Origin of the sequence: Chitinophaga rhizophila (genome assembly GCF_019492185.1) — a bacterium.
GTDB classification, from domain to species: domain Bacteria; phylum Bacteroidota; class Bacteroidia; order Chitinophagales; family Chitinophagaceae; genus Chitinophaga; species Chitinophaga rhizophila.
The window spans coordinates 95311-115756 of sequence record NZ_JAICCF010000007.1; the positions used below are offsets into that span (position 1 = coordinate 95311).

The 20446-nt window shown below is 48.7% G+C and carries 2 protein-coding genes (1 of these 2 cut by a window edge); both read right to left on the reverse strand.

Translation table 11 applies throughout. The annotated features are described in order from the left end of the window. Positions 1-2951, reverse strand: partial view of an SDR family NAD(P)-dependent oxidoreductase gene (locus tag K1Y79_RS28350; protein WP_220253606.1) — the 5' end (the start) only. 20299 nt of this gene lie to the left of the window's left edge; only the first 2951 of its 23250 coding nucleotides appear in the window; its start codon is at positions 2949-2951; the stop codon falls past the left edge of the window. Continuing rightward, complete coding sequence (locus K1Y79_RS28355; RefSeq protein WP_220253607.1) at positions 2948-20413, reverse strand: SDR family NAD(P)-dependent oxidoreductase; 17466 nt, start codon at positions 20411-20413, stop codon at positions 2948-2950. Before K1Y79_RS28355 ends, K1Y79_RS28350 begins: the two co-directional genes overlap by 4 nt. Between the last annotated feature and the right edge of the window lie 33 nt (positions 20414-20446).

Consider the following 20446-nt stretch of genomic DNA (forward strand, 5'->3'; position numbering starts at 1 on the left):
AGTATCTTCATAAGTCCTGCTGCACCGGCGGCATTCATCAGGTGTCCCACATTACTTTTAACAGCGCCTAATGCACAGAAGCCGGTCTGCCTGGTATATTTTCTGAAAGCGCCTGATAAGGCTTCAACCTCTATCGGATCTCCAAGTGGCGTTCCGGTACCATGCGCTTCAAGCATAGTGATAGTAGCCGGATCTACCCTGAAGTGTTCATATACCTCCTGTTCCAGCGTCTGTTGAGAGCGAACACTCGGCGCAGTGATACCATTGGTTTTTCCATCCTGATTCACACCCCATGCACGTATGACACCATGGATATAGTCGCCGTCACGTTCGGCATCGGATAACCTTTTCAGCAGGAATACCCCTGCTCCTTCTCCGGGAACAAAACCATCTGCACGGCTATCAAAAGAGTAGCAGCGACCGGTAGGTGATAACATGCCTGCTTTACTGGTCATAATATGCATGTAAGGACCGGCCATTACACAGACTCCGCCGGCCAGGGCCAGATCGCTACGGCCAAGGACCAGGCTGTCGCACGCAGCAGCGATGGCAACAAGTGTAGAAGAGCAGGCAGTTTCAATGGCGAGGGATGGACCCTTGAGATCGAGCAGGTAAGAGATACGAGCGCTCAGGATAGAACTTGCGCCGCCCATAAGTCCCTGTGCAGTCAGCTGGTCTGACCCTACACCGTAATCTCCTACTGCACAACCGGCAAATACACCACAACGGGTACCGGCCAGGGAGGCAGGACTGATACCTGCATTTTCGATACTATGCCAGCAGTTCTCCAGAAACAACCGTTGTTGCGGATCCATCAGTACAGCCTCAGCCGGCGATATGTTAAAGAACAGTGGGTCAAACTTGTCTGCGTCTTCCAATACTCCCATCCACTTAGAGCTCGTCTTTCCGGCAGCTTCCGGGTCAGGACTATAAAAATTTTCAACGGACCAGCGTTCCGGCCCGACTTCCCTTATACAGTTCCTGCCTTCTTTCAGGTTATCCCAGAATGCTTCCAATGTCGGAGATTGAGGAAACTGGCCACTTACCCCGATAATGGCAATATGCTCTTCCTGCACCGGCGCAGCGGCGGGTATATTTGAAAACAGATCCGGAAATGATCTGCGTTGCATCTGACTTTTTAATGCTTTGAGCATCCGTTCAGTACGATCTTCCATGACGGTCGCCGTATGACTGATCACGACCTTGCCGATATGTGCGCCACTTTCAACATAACGTAAGGCCTCGGCAATCTGGCTAACGGGGTAGATCCGGGACACAATAGGCACCAGATCACCGGATGCAGCCATTTTACCTAATTTTGCCATATACCCTGCAATCCGTTCAGGATCAGTAGCTCCCAGGCGGCGCATATCGATACTATAGAACACCTGGTTATCCAGTAAGCGGGAGAAATCAAGCGCTTTACTCGTCTTGAGGCCGTGTACTGCCAGTTCCAGGTATCTTCCCCCCGCAGCCAGTATATCCAGCCCCTTTTGAATAGCTTCACCACTTAACATATTAAGCACCACGTCCACCTCTTGTTCGTCGCTTGTTCGTCGCTTGTTCGTCGCTTGTTCGTCCAGATAGTTGATGGCGTATACTCCTAACGCTGTCAATATATCCAGTTTCTCCTGGCGGCTGGAGGTACCAGACAATTCACAGCCTGTCAGACTGGCAAGTTGTAATGCCAGAAGGCCGCAACCGCCGGTGGCTGTCTGTATCAATATGCGTTCTGACGGCTTCAATGCAGCCAGCTCAAAGGCATGATATACCGTAGTGAACGCTACAGGCATACAACAGGCTTCCTCGAACGACCATGTGGCAGGTTTCCTGACTATGCCAGCTACGGGGACGTTCACATAACTGGCATGGCAACCAAGTTGTTGTCCGCCGGTTACCACCACCTCATCTCCTGCTTTCCACTGCGTTACGCTACTACCAGTTGCTGTAATAATGCCAGCAGCCTCAAATCCCGGGACAAACGGATAATCGGGCATTGTCGGATATAACCCCTTGATACACATTGTATCCGGGAAATTGATCGCAGAAGCCTTCACTTGTATAGTAACTTCCCATTCTGTTGGCGGAGGTACATGCCAGGGCTGAATACTGATTTCATCCAACGTCTGTACCCCGGATAATACCACGCCATAACTTTCCGGTAGTCTGTCTATAATGGGCTGCGGCGGCTGTAGTTTTTCAGGCGCAGGAGCTTGTTCTTTCAATGTACGCAGGTAAGCGGCCAGTTCCCGTATGGAGGGATAATCATACAACCGGGTGGCAGGCAGATTAAGAGAATAGATCCTGTTGATGGTACGTACCCATTCTACGCCGATGATAGAGTCTATTCCGATGTCTGTAAATCGGGCATTACTGTCCAATTGAGCCGTATCCAGGTAAAGCACCTCAGAAAGACTGTTTTTCAAGGTGGTTTCTATATCAGTAGCAATAATAAGGTGATCGGTTGCCGGGGAAGGCTTTGGTTGTTGGGTGATAGCAGGCCGTTCTTTCATTTCCGCTGCTATAAATCCGGCCAGACCGGTAATAGTGGGAAAATCATATAAACGGGTAGCGGGTATATTGATACCAAAAGCTTTATTCAGCAGGCGAACCCATTCAACACCTACAATTGAATCAACCCCCATATCAATAAAGCGTTGGTCAATATCGATATCGTTGGGATGGAGTATCATGACTTCTGCCAGCGTATTCCTGATCTGCATGATGATAGCATCATCTTCATGAAGGGTGAGTACTTCCTGGGTGTCGGTATGTCCATTGCCATTCGCAGGACTTAGAGTAACTACCGGTGTCTTGATGGTCTGCCGGGTATAACTTCCCGTCTGTTTCAACTGACGGATCATTTCCAGTGCCACTGTTTTGGATAACTTTTTATCGCGCAATTGCTGAAGCAGGAATTGCAGCTGATCTGTGGTGTTCTGTTCTTTCATACCTGGGGAGGATTAGTCATTATTTTAAGGATAGCACTTTCTATATCGATGGTATCGTCTATTACTTCATCCAGCAGACGATCGTAATAATGTAAGTTGTCAGGCTCTCGGGATGTCGATGCCGGCGCTGTAGCTTTCAGCGTAAGCGGGGCTGCCTGAGGCACATTTCCGGGAGACTTTTCTTTGGTCCAGTACTCTGTTCTCTCGAATGGATACCCCGGCAGATGGATCTTACCGGGTATTTCGTCACGGTAAAGTTCATCCCAGTCGATATCATACCCCTGGCAGTACAGGGTGGCCAGACCATGCAGTTGTTCGTCATAACCGGAAGGTTCATTTCCTCTTCCGGCGTATTCACGGAGCAGTTCTTCCATGTAATGCTGGAGAGACGGCTGCGGACTAAACCCTGCCGGAACAGCCGCGCGGAACACCCTGGGCGGATGTTTTCCCTCCAGCATACTTTGCAGCTGCTGGATACCGTCCTGCAGGTCGTGTACAATGAGTGCGCAACGGTAACGGAAATGAAACCGGCCGGTTTGCAAAGTATAACCAAGTGCAGGAAGCAGACCCGGGGAAGCAGGCGTTTCATATAACCATGCAAGCAAGGACCTGGCACGTTCAGTCAGCGCCTGTTCAGTTTTTGCTGACAGCACCAACAGGTAAGCTGATAAGGAGCGCACTTCTTTTTCTTCAGCTGCATAACTTTCCAGCACAAGATGCGCATTGGTACCACTCATACCGAAGGCGCTGACAGCACCAAGGCGGTGACCGCTGGTGTTGGCTGACCAGTTCCTGTTTTCTTTGTTAATGTAAAAGCAGCTGTTTTTCCAGTTGATATAATCACTATCCTGCTCACAATGCAGGCTGGCCGGTATAACGCCTTCCTGTAGGGATTTCACCAGGGTAAGCATACTTACCAGGCCGGAAGCGGCGAATGTATGTCCGATGTTGCTTTTAACGGAGGTGACAGCACAATACTGCCTTTTAGCGGTATAGCCTGCAAACGCGGTATCCAGTGCCTGCACTTCTACGGGGTCACCGATCCGGGTTCCTGTACCATGACTAACGATATAGCCAATGTCTTCGGGGTGAATACCATTCCTGTCGTAAACACCTTTGAGCAGGGCTGCCTGTGCAACGGCATTGGGTGCGGTGATGCCATTACTATGACCATCATAGTTTATACCGCTACCGCGTATGACAGCCATTACCGGATCACCGTCAGCCAGTGCTGCCGACAACCGCTTCAATACTACAACTGCTACAGCCTCACCGGGAACCAGCCCGTTGGCACGTTTATCAAACGCATAACAGGTACCGTCCGGAGACAGCATGCCAGCCTGTCCCATTCCAACAAATCCTGCGGGAGTCAGCAACAGGTTAACGCCTGCAGCCATCGCCGTATCACATTCGCCGGTACGCAGACTCTGACAGGCCTGATGTACTGCTACCAATCCGGAAGAACAGGCGGTATTGATGGTCATAACTGGACCATTAAAGTTCAGGAAGTAAGCCATTCTGGCGGCCAGAATACCGTTGTGATTGCCGGTGATATTACCTTCATTTAACAGCATGCTGTAGTCTCCGTCTTCTGCTCCGACAAACATGCCTATTTTTTCATCCCGGATCCTGTCAGGTCCATAACCGGCGTCTTCCAATGCATTCCAGGATTCCTGCAGCAATAACCGCTGACGGGGATCCATATCCGCTGCTTCTTTGGGGGAGATATTAAAAAATGCTGCATCAAATTCCCGCACACCGGGTATGATACCGCACCATTTTCCATTCGTTTTTCCCGGCTCATTCACCGGATCACCATAATACGCTTTCCAGTCAAACCGTTGCGGAGGAATTTCTTCAATCGCCTCTCTCCCGTTCAGTAGTAATTGCCAGAGTTTTTCTATACTCCTGGCTCCTGGAAAGCGGCCACTCATACCGATAATTGCTATTGGTTCATCAGCTGTAGCTGGACGGTCCTGACGCGTAACGGGCTGTTCGCTGATCAGATCCGCAGTGCGCACGACTGGTGTTACCTGACCAGATTGAGCTTGCGTATAATAGGCGGTCATTTCCTGGCGGTGATTATCGGCGAAGTAGCTAACAAGTTTACCGATAGAAGAATAGCCAAAAAATAGTGCCGGTGTAATATTCAGCTTAAAATGCTCGCTGAGCTGACGAGCCAGCGCTGCGAGGCTGATGGAATCGAAGCCGTAATCTGCCAGATTATCCTGCAGGTTCAGTTTCTCTTCTCTTATCTTCAGCAGTATGCTGATATGTTGTTTAAGATCCTGTTCGATTTTCTCTTCAAGTGATGAGGTAGGAGCCTCTGTTTTACGGAGGAAAGTGTTGATCCGGTCTTCCTGTCCGGCCAGTACAAGATATTGTCTACCTGACTGAGACAATAACCGTTCAAACAGCTGCAATCCTTCCTGTCTTTCCAGCAATCGTTGTCCGCTGGTTTGCAGGTAAAGGGCAGTACTTCCTTCCGCGGGCAAGTGCATGCCACCTTCCCGCCATAATGGCCAGTTGATCACCACAGTTTTTCCTGCACCTTGCGGGCGCTGTTGCAGGCAGCTATAAGCTGTCTGGAAGCGATTAGCTACCGCGTAACTTGCCGACCCGAAATCTCCCAATATAGCTGCGGAAGAGGAAAAGTGACAGATAAATTCCGGCTGCTGCTGGCTGAGGATCTTATCGAGCAACAAGACACCCTGTACTTTTGGTAACAACACTTTATCAAATGCAGCTACAGTAGTATCGGTGAGTAGCTCATTACCCATTACACCGGCAGCATGTATCACACCATTAATAGCGCCCAATTGTTTGTGAATTGTATCAATAGCCATCGTCAGGCTGGCCTCATCAGTGACGTCTGCCTGGAGGTATATTACCTGGCTGCCATTCTGCTGTAAGGCCGTCTTCAATGCTGCAAAAGATGCATCGGGTGCAGACCGGCCAATAAGAGCCAGGTTAACAGGATATTTGGAGGTGATATATTGTGCTAGCAGTCTGCCTAATCCGCCTGCGCCCCCAGTTATCAGGTAGGTACCACCCTGCTTAAAGACAGGAGCCTGATGATCAGCAACAATCTTGCTGACATGTGTAGTATAACGCACACTATCTATGTGTAGGGCGCTCTCCGCCGTTTCTGCAAATAGCGCCTCGAAAATCGTTTGCAGGTTGCCGGCGGAGTCACCTACTACATATAGCTTCGTTTCGGGCAGAATAAAGCCCAAAGAGCGCTCAAAACCGATCCAGCTATCCACATAGCTACGTGACCGGTTTCCGTCTATAATAGCGCCTAATACGATGCGGGAGGGCTGTATAGCTGCGCGATGTAATCCCTGTAAAAGAGATAGTATATATCCATACCGGGGAATACATCCACCATCTTCTGCCGGCCAGCCGTAAAAGACCCCGTCAATGGTGCCGTATGCAGCGGTAACAGCACGGAACACCCTTTCGTAATCATTAGTAGCATCAGCATCGATTGTATAGTGTGCAGCCGTATGCTCCTGCCATTTTGTTCCTTTACTAACAAATATCAAACGGGTAGCCGGAGATTGAGTTCTGGCCCAGGCAGTAAGCTGGTCCTGGGCATGTGAACCTGTTATAAAGCAGACAACACACGATAATCGGATCAACCCTGCTACTGCAGCAGCAGGCTTCCAGTCTTCCCTGAAGGTATAGACATCTCCAGGTAAAGCAACGGACATCGCAACAGGCTCACTATTGACAGTAGTACCCGGAGTCGGAAACGTTGCAGGGATCCAGTAACTTTCCCGCTCGAATGGATATCCCGGTAAGGAGATACGCGAAGGCCTTACCGCATACAATCTGTGCCAGTCGATCTGGGCTCCCTTGACCCACAAAGCCGCTATCTTGTCGTACTGTTGTTGCTGTATCCAGGTAGACAACAAAGCTTGCAGATCTTCAGTGCCTAATGGCAGTTCCTCTGCATTTTTTCTGACAATACCTGTGTAAACACCGGCGGCTTTGCCATGGGCTGAAAATTCTTCCAGGACAAGTAAAAGCTGCGCGACCGTCGATACCGTCACTGCCATTCTATGTAACATCTCGTTTCTGCCTGTTTGTAGGGTATAGGCTATATCTACCAGCTGGTAGTTCTCATGACAGCCTACAAACTCCTTCAGTAAACCTGCATAGGTCTGTAAACGTTCCAGGGTAGCGGCAGATAAGATGATCAATACCGGCGTTTCTGGCCGTGTTGCTGCGTACGTGTTGACATACTCATCTATTACGATATGGGCGTTCGTACCACTAAAGCCAAATGCACTCACTGCTGCTCTTCTTGGCACACCATTGGCAACCTCCCAGGGTTGCAACCTGTCATTGATATAGAAAGGCGACCCGGTAAGATTGATATGCTGATTCAGATTATTGAAATGGATAGTAGGCGGAAGTTGCCGGTGCTGCATGGATAACAGCACTTTTAGCACACCAGCTACCCCTGATGCGGTCAGCAAATGGCCGATGTTACTTTTCACAGATCCTAATGCACAATATTGCTCGCTGGGGGTGAACTGTCTGAATGCGGTAGTCAAAGCCTCCACTTCTATAGGATCTCCCAGCAAGGTACCTGTACCATGGGCTTCAACAAGTGTAATTGTTGCAGGATCTATGGCAAAGCGCTCATATACCTCTTTCTCCAGCGCTATCTGTGATTTCACGCTTGGAGCAGTAATGCCGTTTGTCTTACCATCCTGATTCACGCCCCATCCACGGATTACGCCATAGATATGGTCGCCGTCCCGCTCTGCATCGCTGAGTCGCTTCAGCAGCACAACACCAGTGCCTTCGCCGGGTACGAATCCGTCGGCCCTGGCATCAAATGTATAACAATGACCTGTTGGCGAAAGCATCCCGGCCTTGCTGATTACAACGTTGGTCATCGGACTAAGCATCATACTTATACCACCTGCCAGTGCCAGATCACTGGATCCAAGCAACAGGCTGTCACAGGCATCTGCAATAGCTACCAGGGAGGAAGAGCAGGCAGTATCAATTGCTTTGCAGGGCCCTTTCAGGTTCAGCAGATAAGAAATGCGGGCACTAAGAATAGAGGGCGAACAGCCCATCAATCCCTGCGCATTTAAGGCATCTCCTGTCATACGCCGGTCGTAATCTCCGGCTGCACAACCTACATAGACTCCACAGCGACTGCCCCATAGATCAGCGGGACGGATGCCGGCATCTTCTATACAATGCCAGCAGTTCTCTAAAAAGAGACGTTGCTGCGGATCCATCAGTGCTGCTTCTGCAGGAGAAATATTGAAGAATAATGGATCAAATTTATCTGCATCAGGAACGATACCCATCCATTTACTATTGCTTTTCCCCGGTACTGTAATATCAGGATCATAAAAAGCATCAGCTGGCCATCTTTCCTCCGGAATCGTTGTAATACAGTCTCGCCCATTAACGAGGTTATCCCAATAGATGTCCAAATTTGCTGCTTGGGGGAATTGGCCGCTCATACCAATAATTGCTATTCCTTCCATTACCGGGGCTGAAGCAACACGAGTTGTCCCGACAGGCAGTACGGCTGGAGCGGTCTTTCTACCCAATGGTTGCAGCTGGCCGCCCACTGTCCGTAAGCGGTGTGTACGCAATGCATCAATACAATCTTTCGTCAGATCTTTGACAGTACTTACATTATGGCTGACCACCACTTTACCGATGTGCTGACCACTCTCAACATATTTAAGCGCATCCGTCACAAGCTTGACCGGATATATCCTGGACACTATCGGAACGATCTGATGGTGCTCAGCCATTTCTACCATTAACTGCAGCAACTGCCTGATATCTACGCCTTGCATAAAGGCGAGCCGGCGCAGGTCTACACTATAGAAAGACTGATTTTCCACCAGGTTTGAGAGATCCAGCTTCATACTGGTTTTCAATCCCTGTACGGCCAGTTCGAGGTAGCGCCCACGGGGAGCAAGGCTGTTAATACCTTTCTGGATAGGCTCACCGGATAACAGGTTCAGTACTACGTTGACACCCTCTCCTGCTGTCAGCTCTTTTATTTCTTTATCGAAATCGTCCTTATAATTAAGTGTATGTTTAATACCTATTTGCCTTAGTATATCCAGCTTTTCTTCTTTACTGGAAGTACCATATACCTCACATCCGTATAAGTGCGCCAGTTGCAGGGCAATCAATCCGCAACCACCCGTAGCCGTCTGAATAAGAACCTTATCACCGACAGAAAGCCCGGCCAGTTCAAACGCATGATACACAGCACCGAATACTACCGGTAAGCTACAAGCTTCTTCAAAGGTCCAGTTCACCGGTTTACGCACCACATTGACCACTGGCGTGCATACATAATTTGCATGTCCTCCCAGCTGTACACCAGTCAAAGCAACTACCTCATCACCAGGGATAAAATCAGTAACACCTGTCCCGATTGCTGCTACAATCCCGGCGACTTCAAAGCCAGGGACAAAAGGATAGGAAGGCATGGTGGGATAAAGTCCTTTCACACACATCACGTCGGGAAAATTCACTGCTGATGCCTTTACCTGTATGAGGACTTCGCCAGACTTCGGAGCAGGCACTTTCCAGTTATCTAAAACCAGCTCGTCCAGTAGTTTCACACCATCTACTACTAATCCGAACTCCTTGCCAAGCGGGCGTTGTTCAGGTACAATTGTCTTCTCCGGAATAGTTACCGGCTCCGGAATAGTGGCCGGAGATTCACTTTTTACCAGCGTAGCCAGGAATGCTGCAAATTCTCTTACCGTTGGATGATCATACACTTTCGTGGCGGGCATTGCTGTTCCGAACTGCCTGTTTACAATACGTATCCATTCCACACCAACAATAGAATCAAGTCCCATATCCACAAAGGGTCTGTCAGGATCTACTTCACTGATATCCAGCAATAGCACCTCGGCAAAAGTTTTAGTCAGCTCTCGTTCCAGTTGCTTTGTATCGGCAACAACCACCTCCTGAGTCCTTGCGGCTGTCTCCGGAATATATGCTGGCGGCGGATTATCTATTGATTCAGACACCTCCGCCGGGACATTGGTTAGTGAAATACCTGTTGGTTTAGAAATATTATTTTCAGGCATAGTAGCTTGTGTTGTAGATGAAAGATCGTCTGCCCACCAGATTCTTTCTTTGGTGAATGGATAGACAGGAAGTGATATTCTTTGTGGAGTACCTGGTGTGTAAAGCTGTTTCCAGTCGGGATCTTCACCTTGCAGCCAGCGGTTTGCTATCTCATTAAAGGCTTTGGCAGCGACTAGTGAAGGATAGGCAGTTGGGACACCTACAGATACTCCAATTTCCTTCTGATACTTGTTATAACTGCCGGAAAGTATATGTGCGGCAGTAATACCTGCGAGATAGTCTTTCAACGATTGCTGCAGATGTGTGATACTGTCGGTCACAATAGCCAGTCGCTCACTGAAGTATTCCCGCCCGGATTGCAACGTATAAGCAATGCTGTACAGATGCTGACTGGAATATCCTTCATCATCAATGTGAGCAAGCAGCCTTTCAGCCAACATCCTCAACTTATCCGGATGGGGTGCAGATAGTATAATAATTACCGGTCCGTCAAAGTATGCTATTTGTTTTGCTGCAGGTATATACTCCTGGATGACTGCATGTGCATTAGATCCGCCCGCGCCAAATGATGATATGCCTGCAATCAGTGGATATTCTTTGGTTTCTCCATTGATAGTTACTGTCGGCCGCTCCCATAAGCCCAGTTGTTGCTGTAACAACAAAGGAGATGCTTCGAAAACGATGTTAGGATTCAGCACCTGCGCATGTAAACTAGGTGCAATCTGACGGTGTTTCATCTGTAGCAGGATCTTGGTAAGTCCGGCAACACCGGCGGCGGCTTCCAGGTGACCTATATTTGATTTAACGGTTCCCAGTGCGCAATACTGCCTGTCCTCGGTGTCCTTTTCAAATGCACGCGTGATACCGGTTACCTCGATCGGATCGCCTAGCTCCGTTCCGGTACCATGGGCTTCAAAATAACTAACGGTGCGTGCATGTACCCCGGCTTTACGTAAGGCATCACTGATCACAGCAGCCTGCGCATTAGGATTTGGCACCGTATAACCATTGGTCTTACCACCATGATTGATAGCAGTACCCTTGATAAGACCGTAAATATGATCTCCGTCTTTCTCTGCATCGCTCAGTCGTTTCAATATTAATACGCCAGCGCCTTCTCCAGGTACAAAACCGTCTCCACCTATACCGAAGCTCTTTGACCTGCCGTCTGCTGCCAGCATCCGGTAAGCGCTTAGTGAGATATAGGTAGATGGATGTACATAAATGTTCACGCCCCCGGCAATAGCCATGGCACAGTCGCCTCTCAACAGGTACTCGCATGCTTCATGAATAGCGGTCAGTGAAGACGAGCACATCGTATCTATCGGCATACTTGGTCCCTGTAGATTCAGCAGATATGATATTCTGTTAGCGACCGAACTGAATGATGTATGCGGATAAAGCCGATCTCCTTGCTCCCATAATTTCGGACCATACAAATCGAATCCTGTCTTAGTAATGCCAGCGAATACGCCAACGCGCCCGTCAAACAGGTGACCCAATGCTGTCCTGCTATATCCCGCGTCTTCCAGCGCTTCCCAGCATACTTCGAGGAAAATTCTTTCCTGCGGATCAATACCCTGTGCTTCTCTACGGGAAAGGTGAAAGAACACAGGATCAAATGCTGCAAAGTGCTGCAAAAATCCACCCCACTTACTATAGCTCTTCCCAATAGCAATGGCCTGTTCCTTATCGCCCTCATAAAAGTCTTGCAACGGCCACCTGTCTTCGGGCAGCTCAGTGACACAATCCTTCCCTGTCTTCAGATTTTCCCAGAAGGTCCGGATATTGTCTGCCTGCGGATATCGGCCACTTATACCAATGATTGCTATAGGTTCTCGCTCATTCCCCGGGTGAACTACTGGTACTGGCAATGGGCGAGGCACATCTTCAACTGGCAGATCAATGGCTGCCGTTATACCAGTCCACTCGATACATTTGTCAGGATATGTACTGGCAAGATATTTGGCCAATGCCCCTAACGTGAGATATTCAAAGAAAAGCGTACGGGATATGTTGCCAAATACAGCTATCAGATGACGGTTCAGTTGAGCAACAAGGATTGAATCAATTCCATAACTTTCCAGGGGTTCTTCTGCATCTATTCTCGTGATATCCAGTCTGGTCTGCGCAGCAAACAGCTCCTTCAATGCCGACAACGTTTTATCATGCAATAGCTGGTTATCGATCTGTTTTCCAGGCATCACTGTCCGGGAAAGCGGGTTAATATTGTTTAATAGTTTCTCCGGCAGGTCTGAAGCGCCATGCAATACGACAACCTGCGCTACTTTACTTTTAAGCGCCGTCTCCAACGCACGTATGCCTGCTGCATTATCCAAAGGAACTATACCAATTGCTTTTAGCTGCCTGCGTGTTGCTGCATCAACCTGCATGCCTCCATGCTCCCACAATGGCCAATTGATTGACAATGTGTGGCCTGAACGGTCTCCTGTCCTCGCCAGCTGATTCCTGTATACAGCAAAGGCATCGAGGAAGCCATTAGCAGCTGCATAATCAGATTGTCCTGCATTCCCTGCTACTGCAGATAGCGAAGAAAAGCAGATCAACCAGTCCAATGGCAGCTGTGCAGTGGCTTTATCAAGATTGATCAGCCCCTGTACCTTAGGTTGTAACACCGTAATCAGCTCTGTTATGGTTTTCTTAATAATGAAGCTATCTCTGATTACCCCGGCACTATGTATAATGCCATCAAGGCCACCATACCGATTAATGATATCGGTCACCAGACGGTGTGTCTGATCCTCATCCGCTATATCGGCCTGTTCGTATACAATGGTTGTTCCGGTGGCTGACAATGACTGTACCAAGGCTTGTTTGTCGGCTGTTAGCGGACTACGTCCTGCCAGGATGATCGTTGCTCCTTCACTTTTAGCTGCTGCGTCTTTAGCAAGCAGCAATCCCAGTCCGCCCGCTCCGCCAGTAATCAGGTAGACACCCTTATCTTTCCATAGCGAGCCGGTTTTCACGTCTTCAGGGCAGTAATTCCATGCGTTTGTATAGATACCGTCCTTCTTCAGATAAAGCTGCCGATAGGCAGCATATTGACCCAACTCTGGCAATGCAGGTTCCAGCATTTCCCAACTATCTGTAACAATCAATTGAACAGCGATAGCCGGTTGCTCCGCAACGGCAGACAGTAACATGCCTGACAAACCAGTATACAACAGGTCACTTTTTTGGCAGACAACCTGTAGTAATACATTCTGTTGGCGGATCAGCTGCTGCAAGATTGTTAGTACTGCTGTAGCAACTGACGTGTAGCTATCTGCCTGCAAGATTTCCACCTGTGCGGATTGGAAATAATGTCTATATGCAGTCACAAGGGCATCAGGCGTATTGATCAACAGCACGTGATGTACGCCGGGAATATATGCTTGCACAGCATGTGCCGCCGCAACTCTACCTGGCGACAATAGCATGGTATGAATGGGCGCTTGCTTAGCAATAACTTTAGAGGGAGTAGCTGCCTGAGAATGAGTAACCAGCGTATCGAACCAGTACCGTTCCTTTAAAAAGGGATATGCTGGCAATGGTACTCTACGAGGAACAGCGTTTGTATATAGCAAATGCCAGTCCGGCTCAACACCATTGACCCATAAAGCTGCGATACGGTGATAAGCGCCATCTTTTACATAACCAGGCAGCAGATGATTAACCTCTTTCTGTAATAATGTAGCCAGTAAGTTTTCTTGATATCTTTTCACATGCCCGGTATAGACCTGCTCAGCCTGTGCCCCTTTTTGGATGTATGCATTCAACCTGTCAGCTAACATGTCGATGCTTTCTGCCACAAACGCTATACGGGAAGAGAAATGTTCCCTGCCGGTTTGCAAGGTAAACGCGATACCTGCAAGTTGCGGATCTGTGTATTTGTGCGCGGTAACAGCTGCAAACAGTCTTTTTACAACTTCTAATAACCGGTCATCGTCTATAGCGGAAAGGATAATAACGACAGGTTTGTCGTAATGTGGTTGGTCAGCCGGCATTGTATATTCTTCAATGATCGCATGTGCATTTGCACCACCGGCACCGAAGGAAGACAAGCCAGCTATCCGTGGATACTCTTTCAGATCGCCATTAAGACTTATGAGAGGTCTTTTCCATTCCGTCAGCGTCTGTTGTACGAATAAGGGCGTGTCTTCAAAATCAATATTGGGATTCAGCTCACGGGCATGGAGACTAGGCACAAGCTGACGGTGTTGCATCTGCAGCACCACTTTAGTGAGACCAGCAATACCTGCGGCCGCTTCCAGATGACCGATATTAGATTTGACCGCACCTACAGCACAATATTGCTTATTAGCGGTGTCTTTTGCGAAGGCCTGCGTGATACCTGTCACCTCAATTGGGTCGCCTAACTCAGTACCAGTGCCATGCGCTTCAATATAACTTACCGTAGCAGCATCCACCCCCGCTTTGTCTAGTGTTTTCCTGATCAGTTCCGCCTGTGCTACCGGATTGGGTACAGTATAGCCTTTGGTACGACCACCGTGATTAACACCTGTTGCACGAATAACCGCGTAGATATGGTCACCATCGGCTTCAGCCTGTGACAAACGTTTCAGCACCACAGCTCCGGCGCCTTCACCCGGCACAAAACCGTCTCCGCCTGCACCAAAACTCTTGGAACGGGCATCTGCCGCCACCATTCTGTATGCGCTGAGCGCCACGTAAGAAGACGGATGCAGATATAAATTTACACCACCAGTAATTGCCATTTCACATTCGCCCCTTAACAGGTGTTCACAGGCTTCATGTAAAGCTGTTAATGAAGATGAACACATCGTATCTACTGGCATACTTGGTCCCTGCAGATTCAGCAGATATGAGATGCGGTTAGCCATTGAACCAAACGAGGTATGCGGATACTGCTGTACCCCTTGTTGCCAGAGTGCGGGACCATACAAGTCAAACCCTGTTTTGGTAATACCAGTAAACACCCCCACTTTACGCTGATGACGTTGTTCCAGTAAAGTCTTACTATATCCTGCATTTTCCAGCGCTTCCCAACATACCTCTATGAATATCCGCTCCTGCGGGTCCATATCCCTGGCTTCTGTGGGAGTTATATTGAAGAAGACAGGATCAAAGGCACTAAAGTTTTCCAGGAATCCACCCCATTTATTGTAGCTTTTTCCTGAAGCGATGGCCGTTTCTCTATCAGCTTCATAGAAACCGTCAATCGACCACCGTTCTGCCGGGATCTCAGTGATACAATCCTTACCAGCGGCCAGATTTTGCCAAAAAACATCCAGATTCTCTGCCTGTGGGTATCTGCCACTTATACCTATGATAGCTATTGGTTCTCTTAACAAGGACTGGTCACTGCCAGTACGTGTTACCTTGCTATTTGGTTCTTTAGCGATTGGCTGCTGTTGAACAGTACTGCGAACAGCCAATCCTGACCATTCAACACACTGCTGCGCATGATGCTGAAGGAAATAGTTAGTCAATGCCCCCAGATTCTGGTATTCGAATAATAATGTACGGGAGATCTTGCCAAAGACCTTTTGCAGTCGTCGGTTCAAGGCCGTAGTCAGTACAGAGTCAATACCATATTGGTCCAGTGGCGCATCTGCAGAAAAATGAGATACATCCAGTCGTGTTTCTTCTGCAAATAATCTTTTGAGTGCACTCAGGGTCTTTTCGTACAGCTGGTCATTATCTGCTTGCTGCACATTGACAGATGGGCTGGCTGCTGCGATCTGGGTATTATGCCCCCCCCTTTGAAGTAACGCTGTATCACCATGTAATACCAATACATTGCGATGCTTCCCCTGCACTATCTGGTGGAATGCCTTCATACCCTCCTCAGTTGCCATTGGTTGGAGGCCTTCTTCCTGTAGCAGCGCAAGCGCGTCCGGCGGGATCTGCATACCCCCGTCTTTCCACAACGGCCAGTTGATAGAGATTACATTATCTCCCGCTATGGCATCCATGAATCCGTTGCCGGCTGCATAATCTGCCTGGCCCGGATTACCCGTAATAGCGGACACGGAAGAGCAGCAAACAATCCATTCCGGCGCTAGAATAGCGGCTGCCTCTTTCAGATGGATAAGTCCCTTGACCTTCGGAGCAAGTACGTCGTAGAGTGTAGCAGTTGACTTACTACTGATCAAACCGTCCTGAATGACGCCGGCGCTATGAATAATTCCATCCAGCCGTCCGTATCGATGTTTGATATCCTGTACAAGCAACATTGTGTCGGTCTTGTTTGTGATATCCGTCTGCCGATATTCTACCCGCAGCCGATCTGTCTGTATTGTCTTTAATTGTTGCACCTTCTCAGCTGACAACTCACGCCTGCCGGTTAACACAATCACTCCATTGGAAATGTGCGAAGCGATATCTTTTGCAAATAGCCAGCCCAATCCACCAGCGCCCCCAGTGATGATATAAACGCCTTCTTCCTTCCATACCACAGGAGCTGATTTCTGGTGAGGTAATGGTTCCCAACCAGGCACATAAAATTCATCACTATATTTCACCAATGGATAAGCAGTATAATGCAATAACGCAGGTACAAATGAGTGCAATGCTGCGGTAGTTTCAGCTGATAATAGTTGGGTCGTAATTGCAGGATATTCGGCCGCTGCTGTCTTTAAAAATCCTTGCAGACCGGTGAATACATGCTGCCCATTCTCCTCACTTACCAATACCTGTATCAGAGCGGAGGACTTCAGGGATTGACATTGCTCCAGAAGTAATGTCGCATAGCTAAAATATCTTTCTGCTATCGCTAATCCAGCGTAATCCGGTGCAAGTATGGTAGCCGCCGGATATGCTGATCTGATGGCTTCAGTTAAACCCGAAGCATCGGTACACAATAATATAATATGCACATCTACAACTTGCCGCAATGTCGCTGTTGCCTTTGTATAAGTAGGCTGAAGTAAGAGAGTATCTGTCGGTTTGGCAGGTATATCTGCATTCTTAACTACAGCGTCCCGCTGTGCATCTACCCAGTATCGCTGCCTTGTAAATGGGTATGCAGGAAGGGTAATACGATTGTATTCTCCTTCCGGAAATAGTTGGTTGTAAGCAAGTGTATACCCCTGGACGTACAAACCCGCGATCTGCTGTAACGCGGCGAGGTAAATAGTATCTTCAGTTGTTGTATTGCAAAGCCGGATAGCCTCCTGTCCTTGCAGCCTGGTATCTGATCGTTCAACAATATCACTATCCGGCAACACGCCGGTGTACACACTAGCCAATTGCTTATTTTCCATCCATGTTGAGAGTACATCCGCGATAACAGTGGTTGTTGGTGCCACAAAAGCAAGCCGGTGATTAAAGTGTTTCCTTCCAAGTAAAAGCGTGTAACTGATATTTCCTGCATTGTTACCTGGATGTGATACCGCATAGTCCCGCAGGTTAATTACCTGTTGCTTCAGCGCGGCGACATTCTGTGCAGAGAGCACAATAAGGTACCCGGGACGAGGAGTATGCACCCTAAGTGGTGTTGTTGATTCCTCAATCACCATGTGTGCATTCGTACCGCTTAGCCCAAATGAGCTCACAGCAGCCCGTCGTATTTCTCCGGCGGGAACGGTCCATGGCTGCAATGTAGTATTGACATAAAACGGACTTCCTTCAAAGCGTATATTACTATTCCCGTTTTCATAGTGTAATGAAGGGGGCAACTGCTGATGCTGCAATGCCTGTAATACTTTCAATACGCCGGCCACACCCGCCGCGGCTGTCGTATGTCCAATATTAGTTTTAACAGATCCTATCGCGCAATAATGCGTTTTACCGGTATAGTGACGGAAAGCTTTTGTCAATGCCTGATATTCTATAGGGTCTCCCAGACGGGTAGCCGTTCCATGAGCCTCGACCAGCTGAATACCAGCAGGATCAATGTTGAAACGATCGTACACCTGTTTCTCCAGACGCTCCTGCGACAAAGCACTAGGCGCTGTAATACCATTGCTCGTACCATCCTGATTGATACCACTTCCTCTGATAACACCGTAAATATAGTCACCATCGCGCTGGGCATCTGACAATCGTTTCAATACGACTACACCCACACCTTCACCCACTACAAATCCATCTGCCCTGTCATCGAAGGTGTAACAGGTACCTGTAGGAGATAACATTCCTGCCCTGTTCAGTGCCATCAGGTAAGCTGGTGTTGTTGCAACGGCTACGCCACCCGCAAGTGCCATGTCCGTCTCTCCAGATCTTAACGCCTGACAGGCCAGATGGATCGAGACCAAAGAGCTGGAACAGGCAGTATCTACTGTGATGGCAGGTCCCTGCAGATTCAGATAGTATGCAATACGTGCTGGTAATGCCGCCCCCTGATTACCCCATAAAGCCTGCGGTGGCGGATTATCACCCAATAATCGCGCATAATCATTGCCACCATACCCTACATACACCCCACAACGCAGGCCATTCACTACCTGCCCCGCATAACCGGCATGCTCAAGCGCCTTCCAGCACTCTTCCAGAAAGAGCCGCTGTTGCGGATCCATATAAGTAGCTTCCAGTCCGGAAATGTTAAAGAACACAGGATCAAAAAGGTCTATCTCATCAAGACTACTTCCACGCTTACAATAGTTCCTTGTATCTTCTTCCGGATCATACACTTTTGACAGATCCCACCTGCTAATGTCCTTTACCAGGTTGTGTCCCGCTGCGATATGTTGCCAGAGGGCGTTCACATCAGGTGAGTCAGCATATCTGCCGCTTATTCCGATGACAGCGATTCCATCTGTGCTGATGCGTTCCGCAACTGGTGCCAGCGTATTGGGTGTCGTGCCGGCTGAAACAGGAGGCGTGATGCTTGCATGTATAACCGGAGCGGACGGCTGTAGTTGCTGACCATAAGTCTCAACAATATGACCAGTCAGTTCATTGACGGTACTGTAGTCAAACAATGTGGTTGTCTGAAGATCGATTGCCAGCGCCTTATTGATCTTTTGCACCAGACTAACGCCGGTGATTGAATCCAGTCCATAGTCAGCAAAAGGTCGGTCACTCCGGATCTTGTCAATAGGCATCTTTAACGACTGGGCTATCTTTTCGACAACGGTATCTTTGATGTGCGCAGTCAGTACAGCAGTAACTGGTGGTGCGCTTGGTACCACCACCGGCTCTAGCATTATTTCTTGTCCGGCAGCTGCTGCTGTCCGCTCCTTGTTTACCACCGGCTGCCTGATGACTCCATTACTTTCAGACACGATAATCTGCATACCCCATTCAGCCGCCGAGGTAGCGGGAAATTTCACTTTGGTAAATCCTTCAGACTGTAAAACGGACTGCCATGATTGTGTGGTGAGTCCGGGACTACCAGGAATACGCAGTACGGTATCTTCGTGCAGCCACCATCCTTCCAATAATCCCATAGTGAGATGAGGGAAAAGGCTGGCAGCGGTAATCTCGTTCAGTAATAGCAGGCCCCGTTTGACCAACAATGCCTTTGCGTTTCTAAGTGTAAAGCGAATATTTCGCGTGGCGTGCAGTACGTTAGCCGCGATAACCAGGTCATAACTGCCAATAGCAACGTCCTGCATAGCTAGGGGCTGCTCAATGTTTAGTAGTGCAGTCTCAAGGTATGGGGCCTGCGTGCTAAAGGTATTCTCTGCATGAAACAGAAATGCTTTTGAGATATCTGTATAACAATAGGTAGCAATGTTAGCTACATAAGGTTCCAGCTGCTTAAACACAAGTGCGCTTGTTCCCCCGGTGCCTGCTCCGATTTCAAGTATCCGGATGCGGGCTGAAGGATCAGCTTCAATCCGTTGCCGTACATAGGCGATCACGCAGTTGGCCAACACTTCATTAAAGAGATCAGAAACCTGGTTGTTCCTGTACACGCCTTCTACCAGATGCATGGAAGAACCGGGAAATATGATGTCCGTTGCTGGTTTACCACCGGTCAGGACGGCCGGCAACGCTTGTAAAGTAGCATCGGTAAGATCTATCCAGGCAAGGAAATTCTCCGCTGCTGTCCAACCTGTTTTCTGTTGCTGCCAGAGTTCCCATACATTCTGCATCTGCAGGAGCGCCTTTTCTGTCAGCAACCAACCCTTGCCCTCTTCCCGCAGGTAACCTTCTCGTTGTAATATAGATATAGTTTCATCCAGCCACCGGTTGTGCTGCGGATTCCAGCCTGGCAATTGCAACACAACCGCTTTGACCAGTAGATTGTCATTGAACAAGCCTGCCGCAGTAAGTTGACGGCACAGTAATCTTAACCACCACTCATTTATTTCCGCCATTACGGGGCGCAGGGAAATACGTAAATGGTGCGCCGCTTTCTCCCATACGGGCTTTTCCTGATCCAGATATTCAGCGATATCAGTAATAATTTTAGGGTCTTTCATTTCAATAATGTTTGGCTACTTAATGATTCGGGG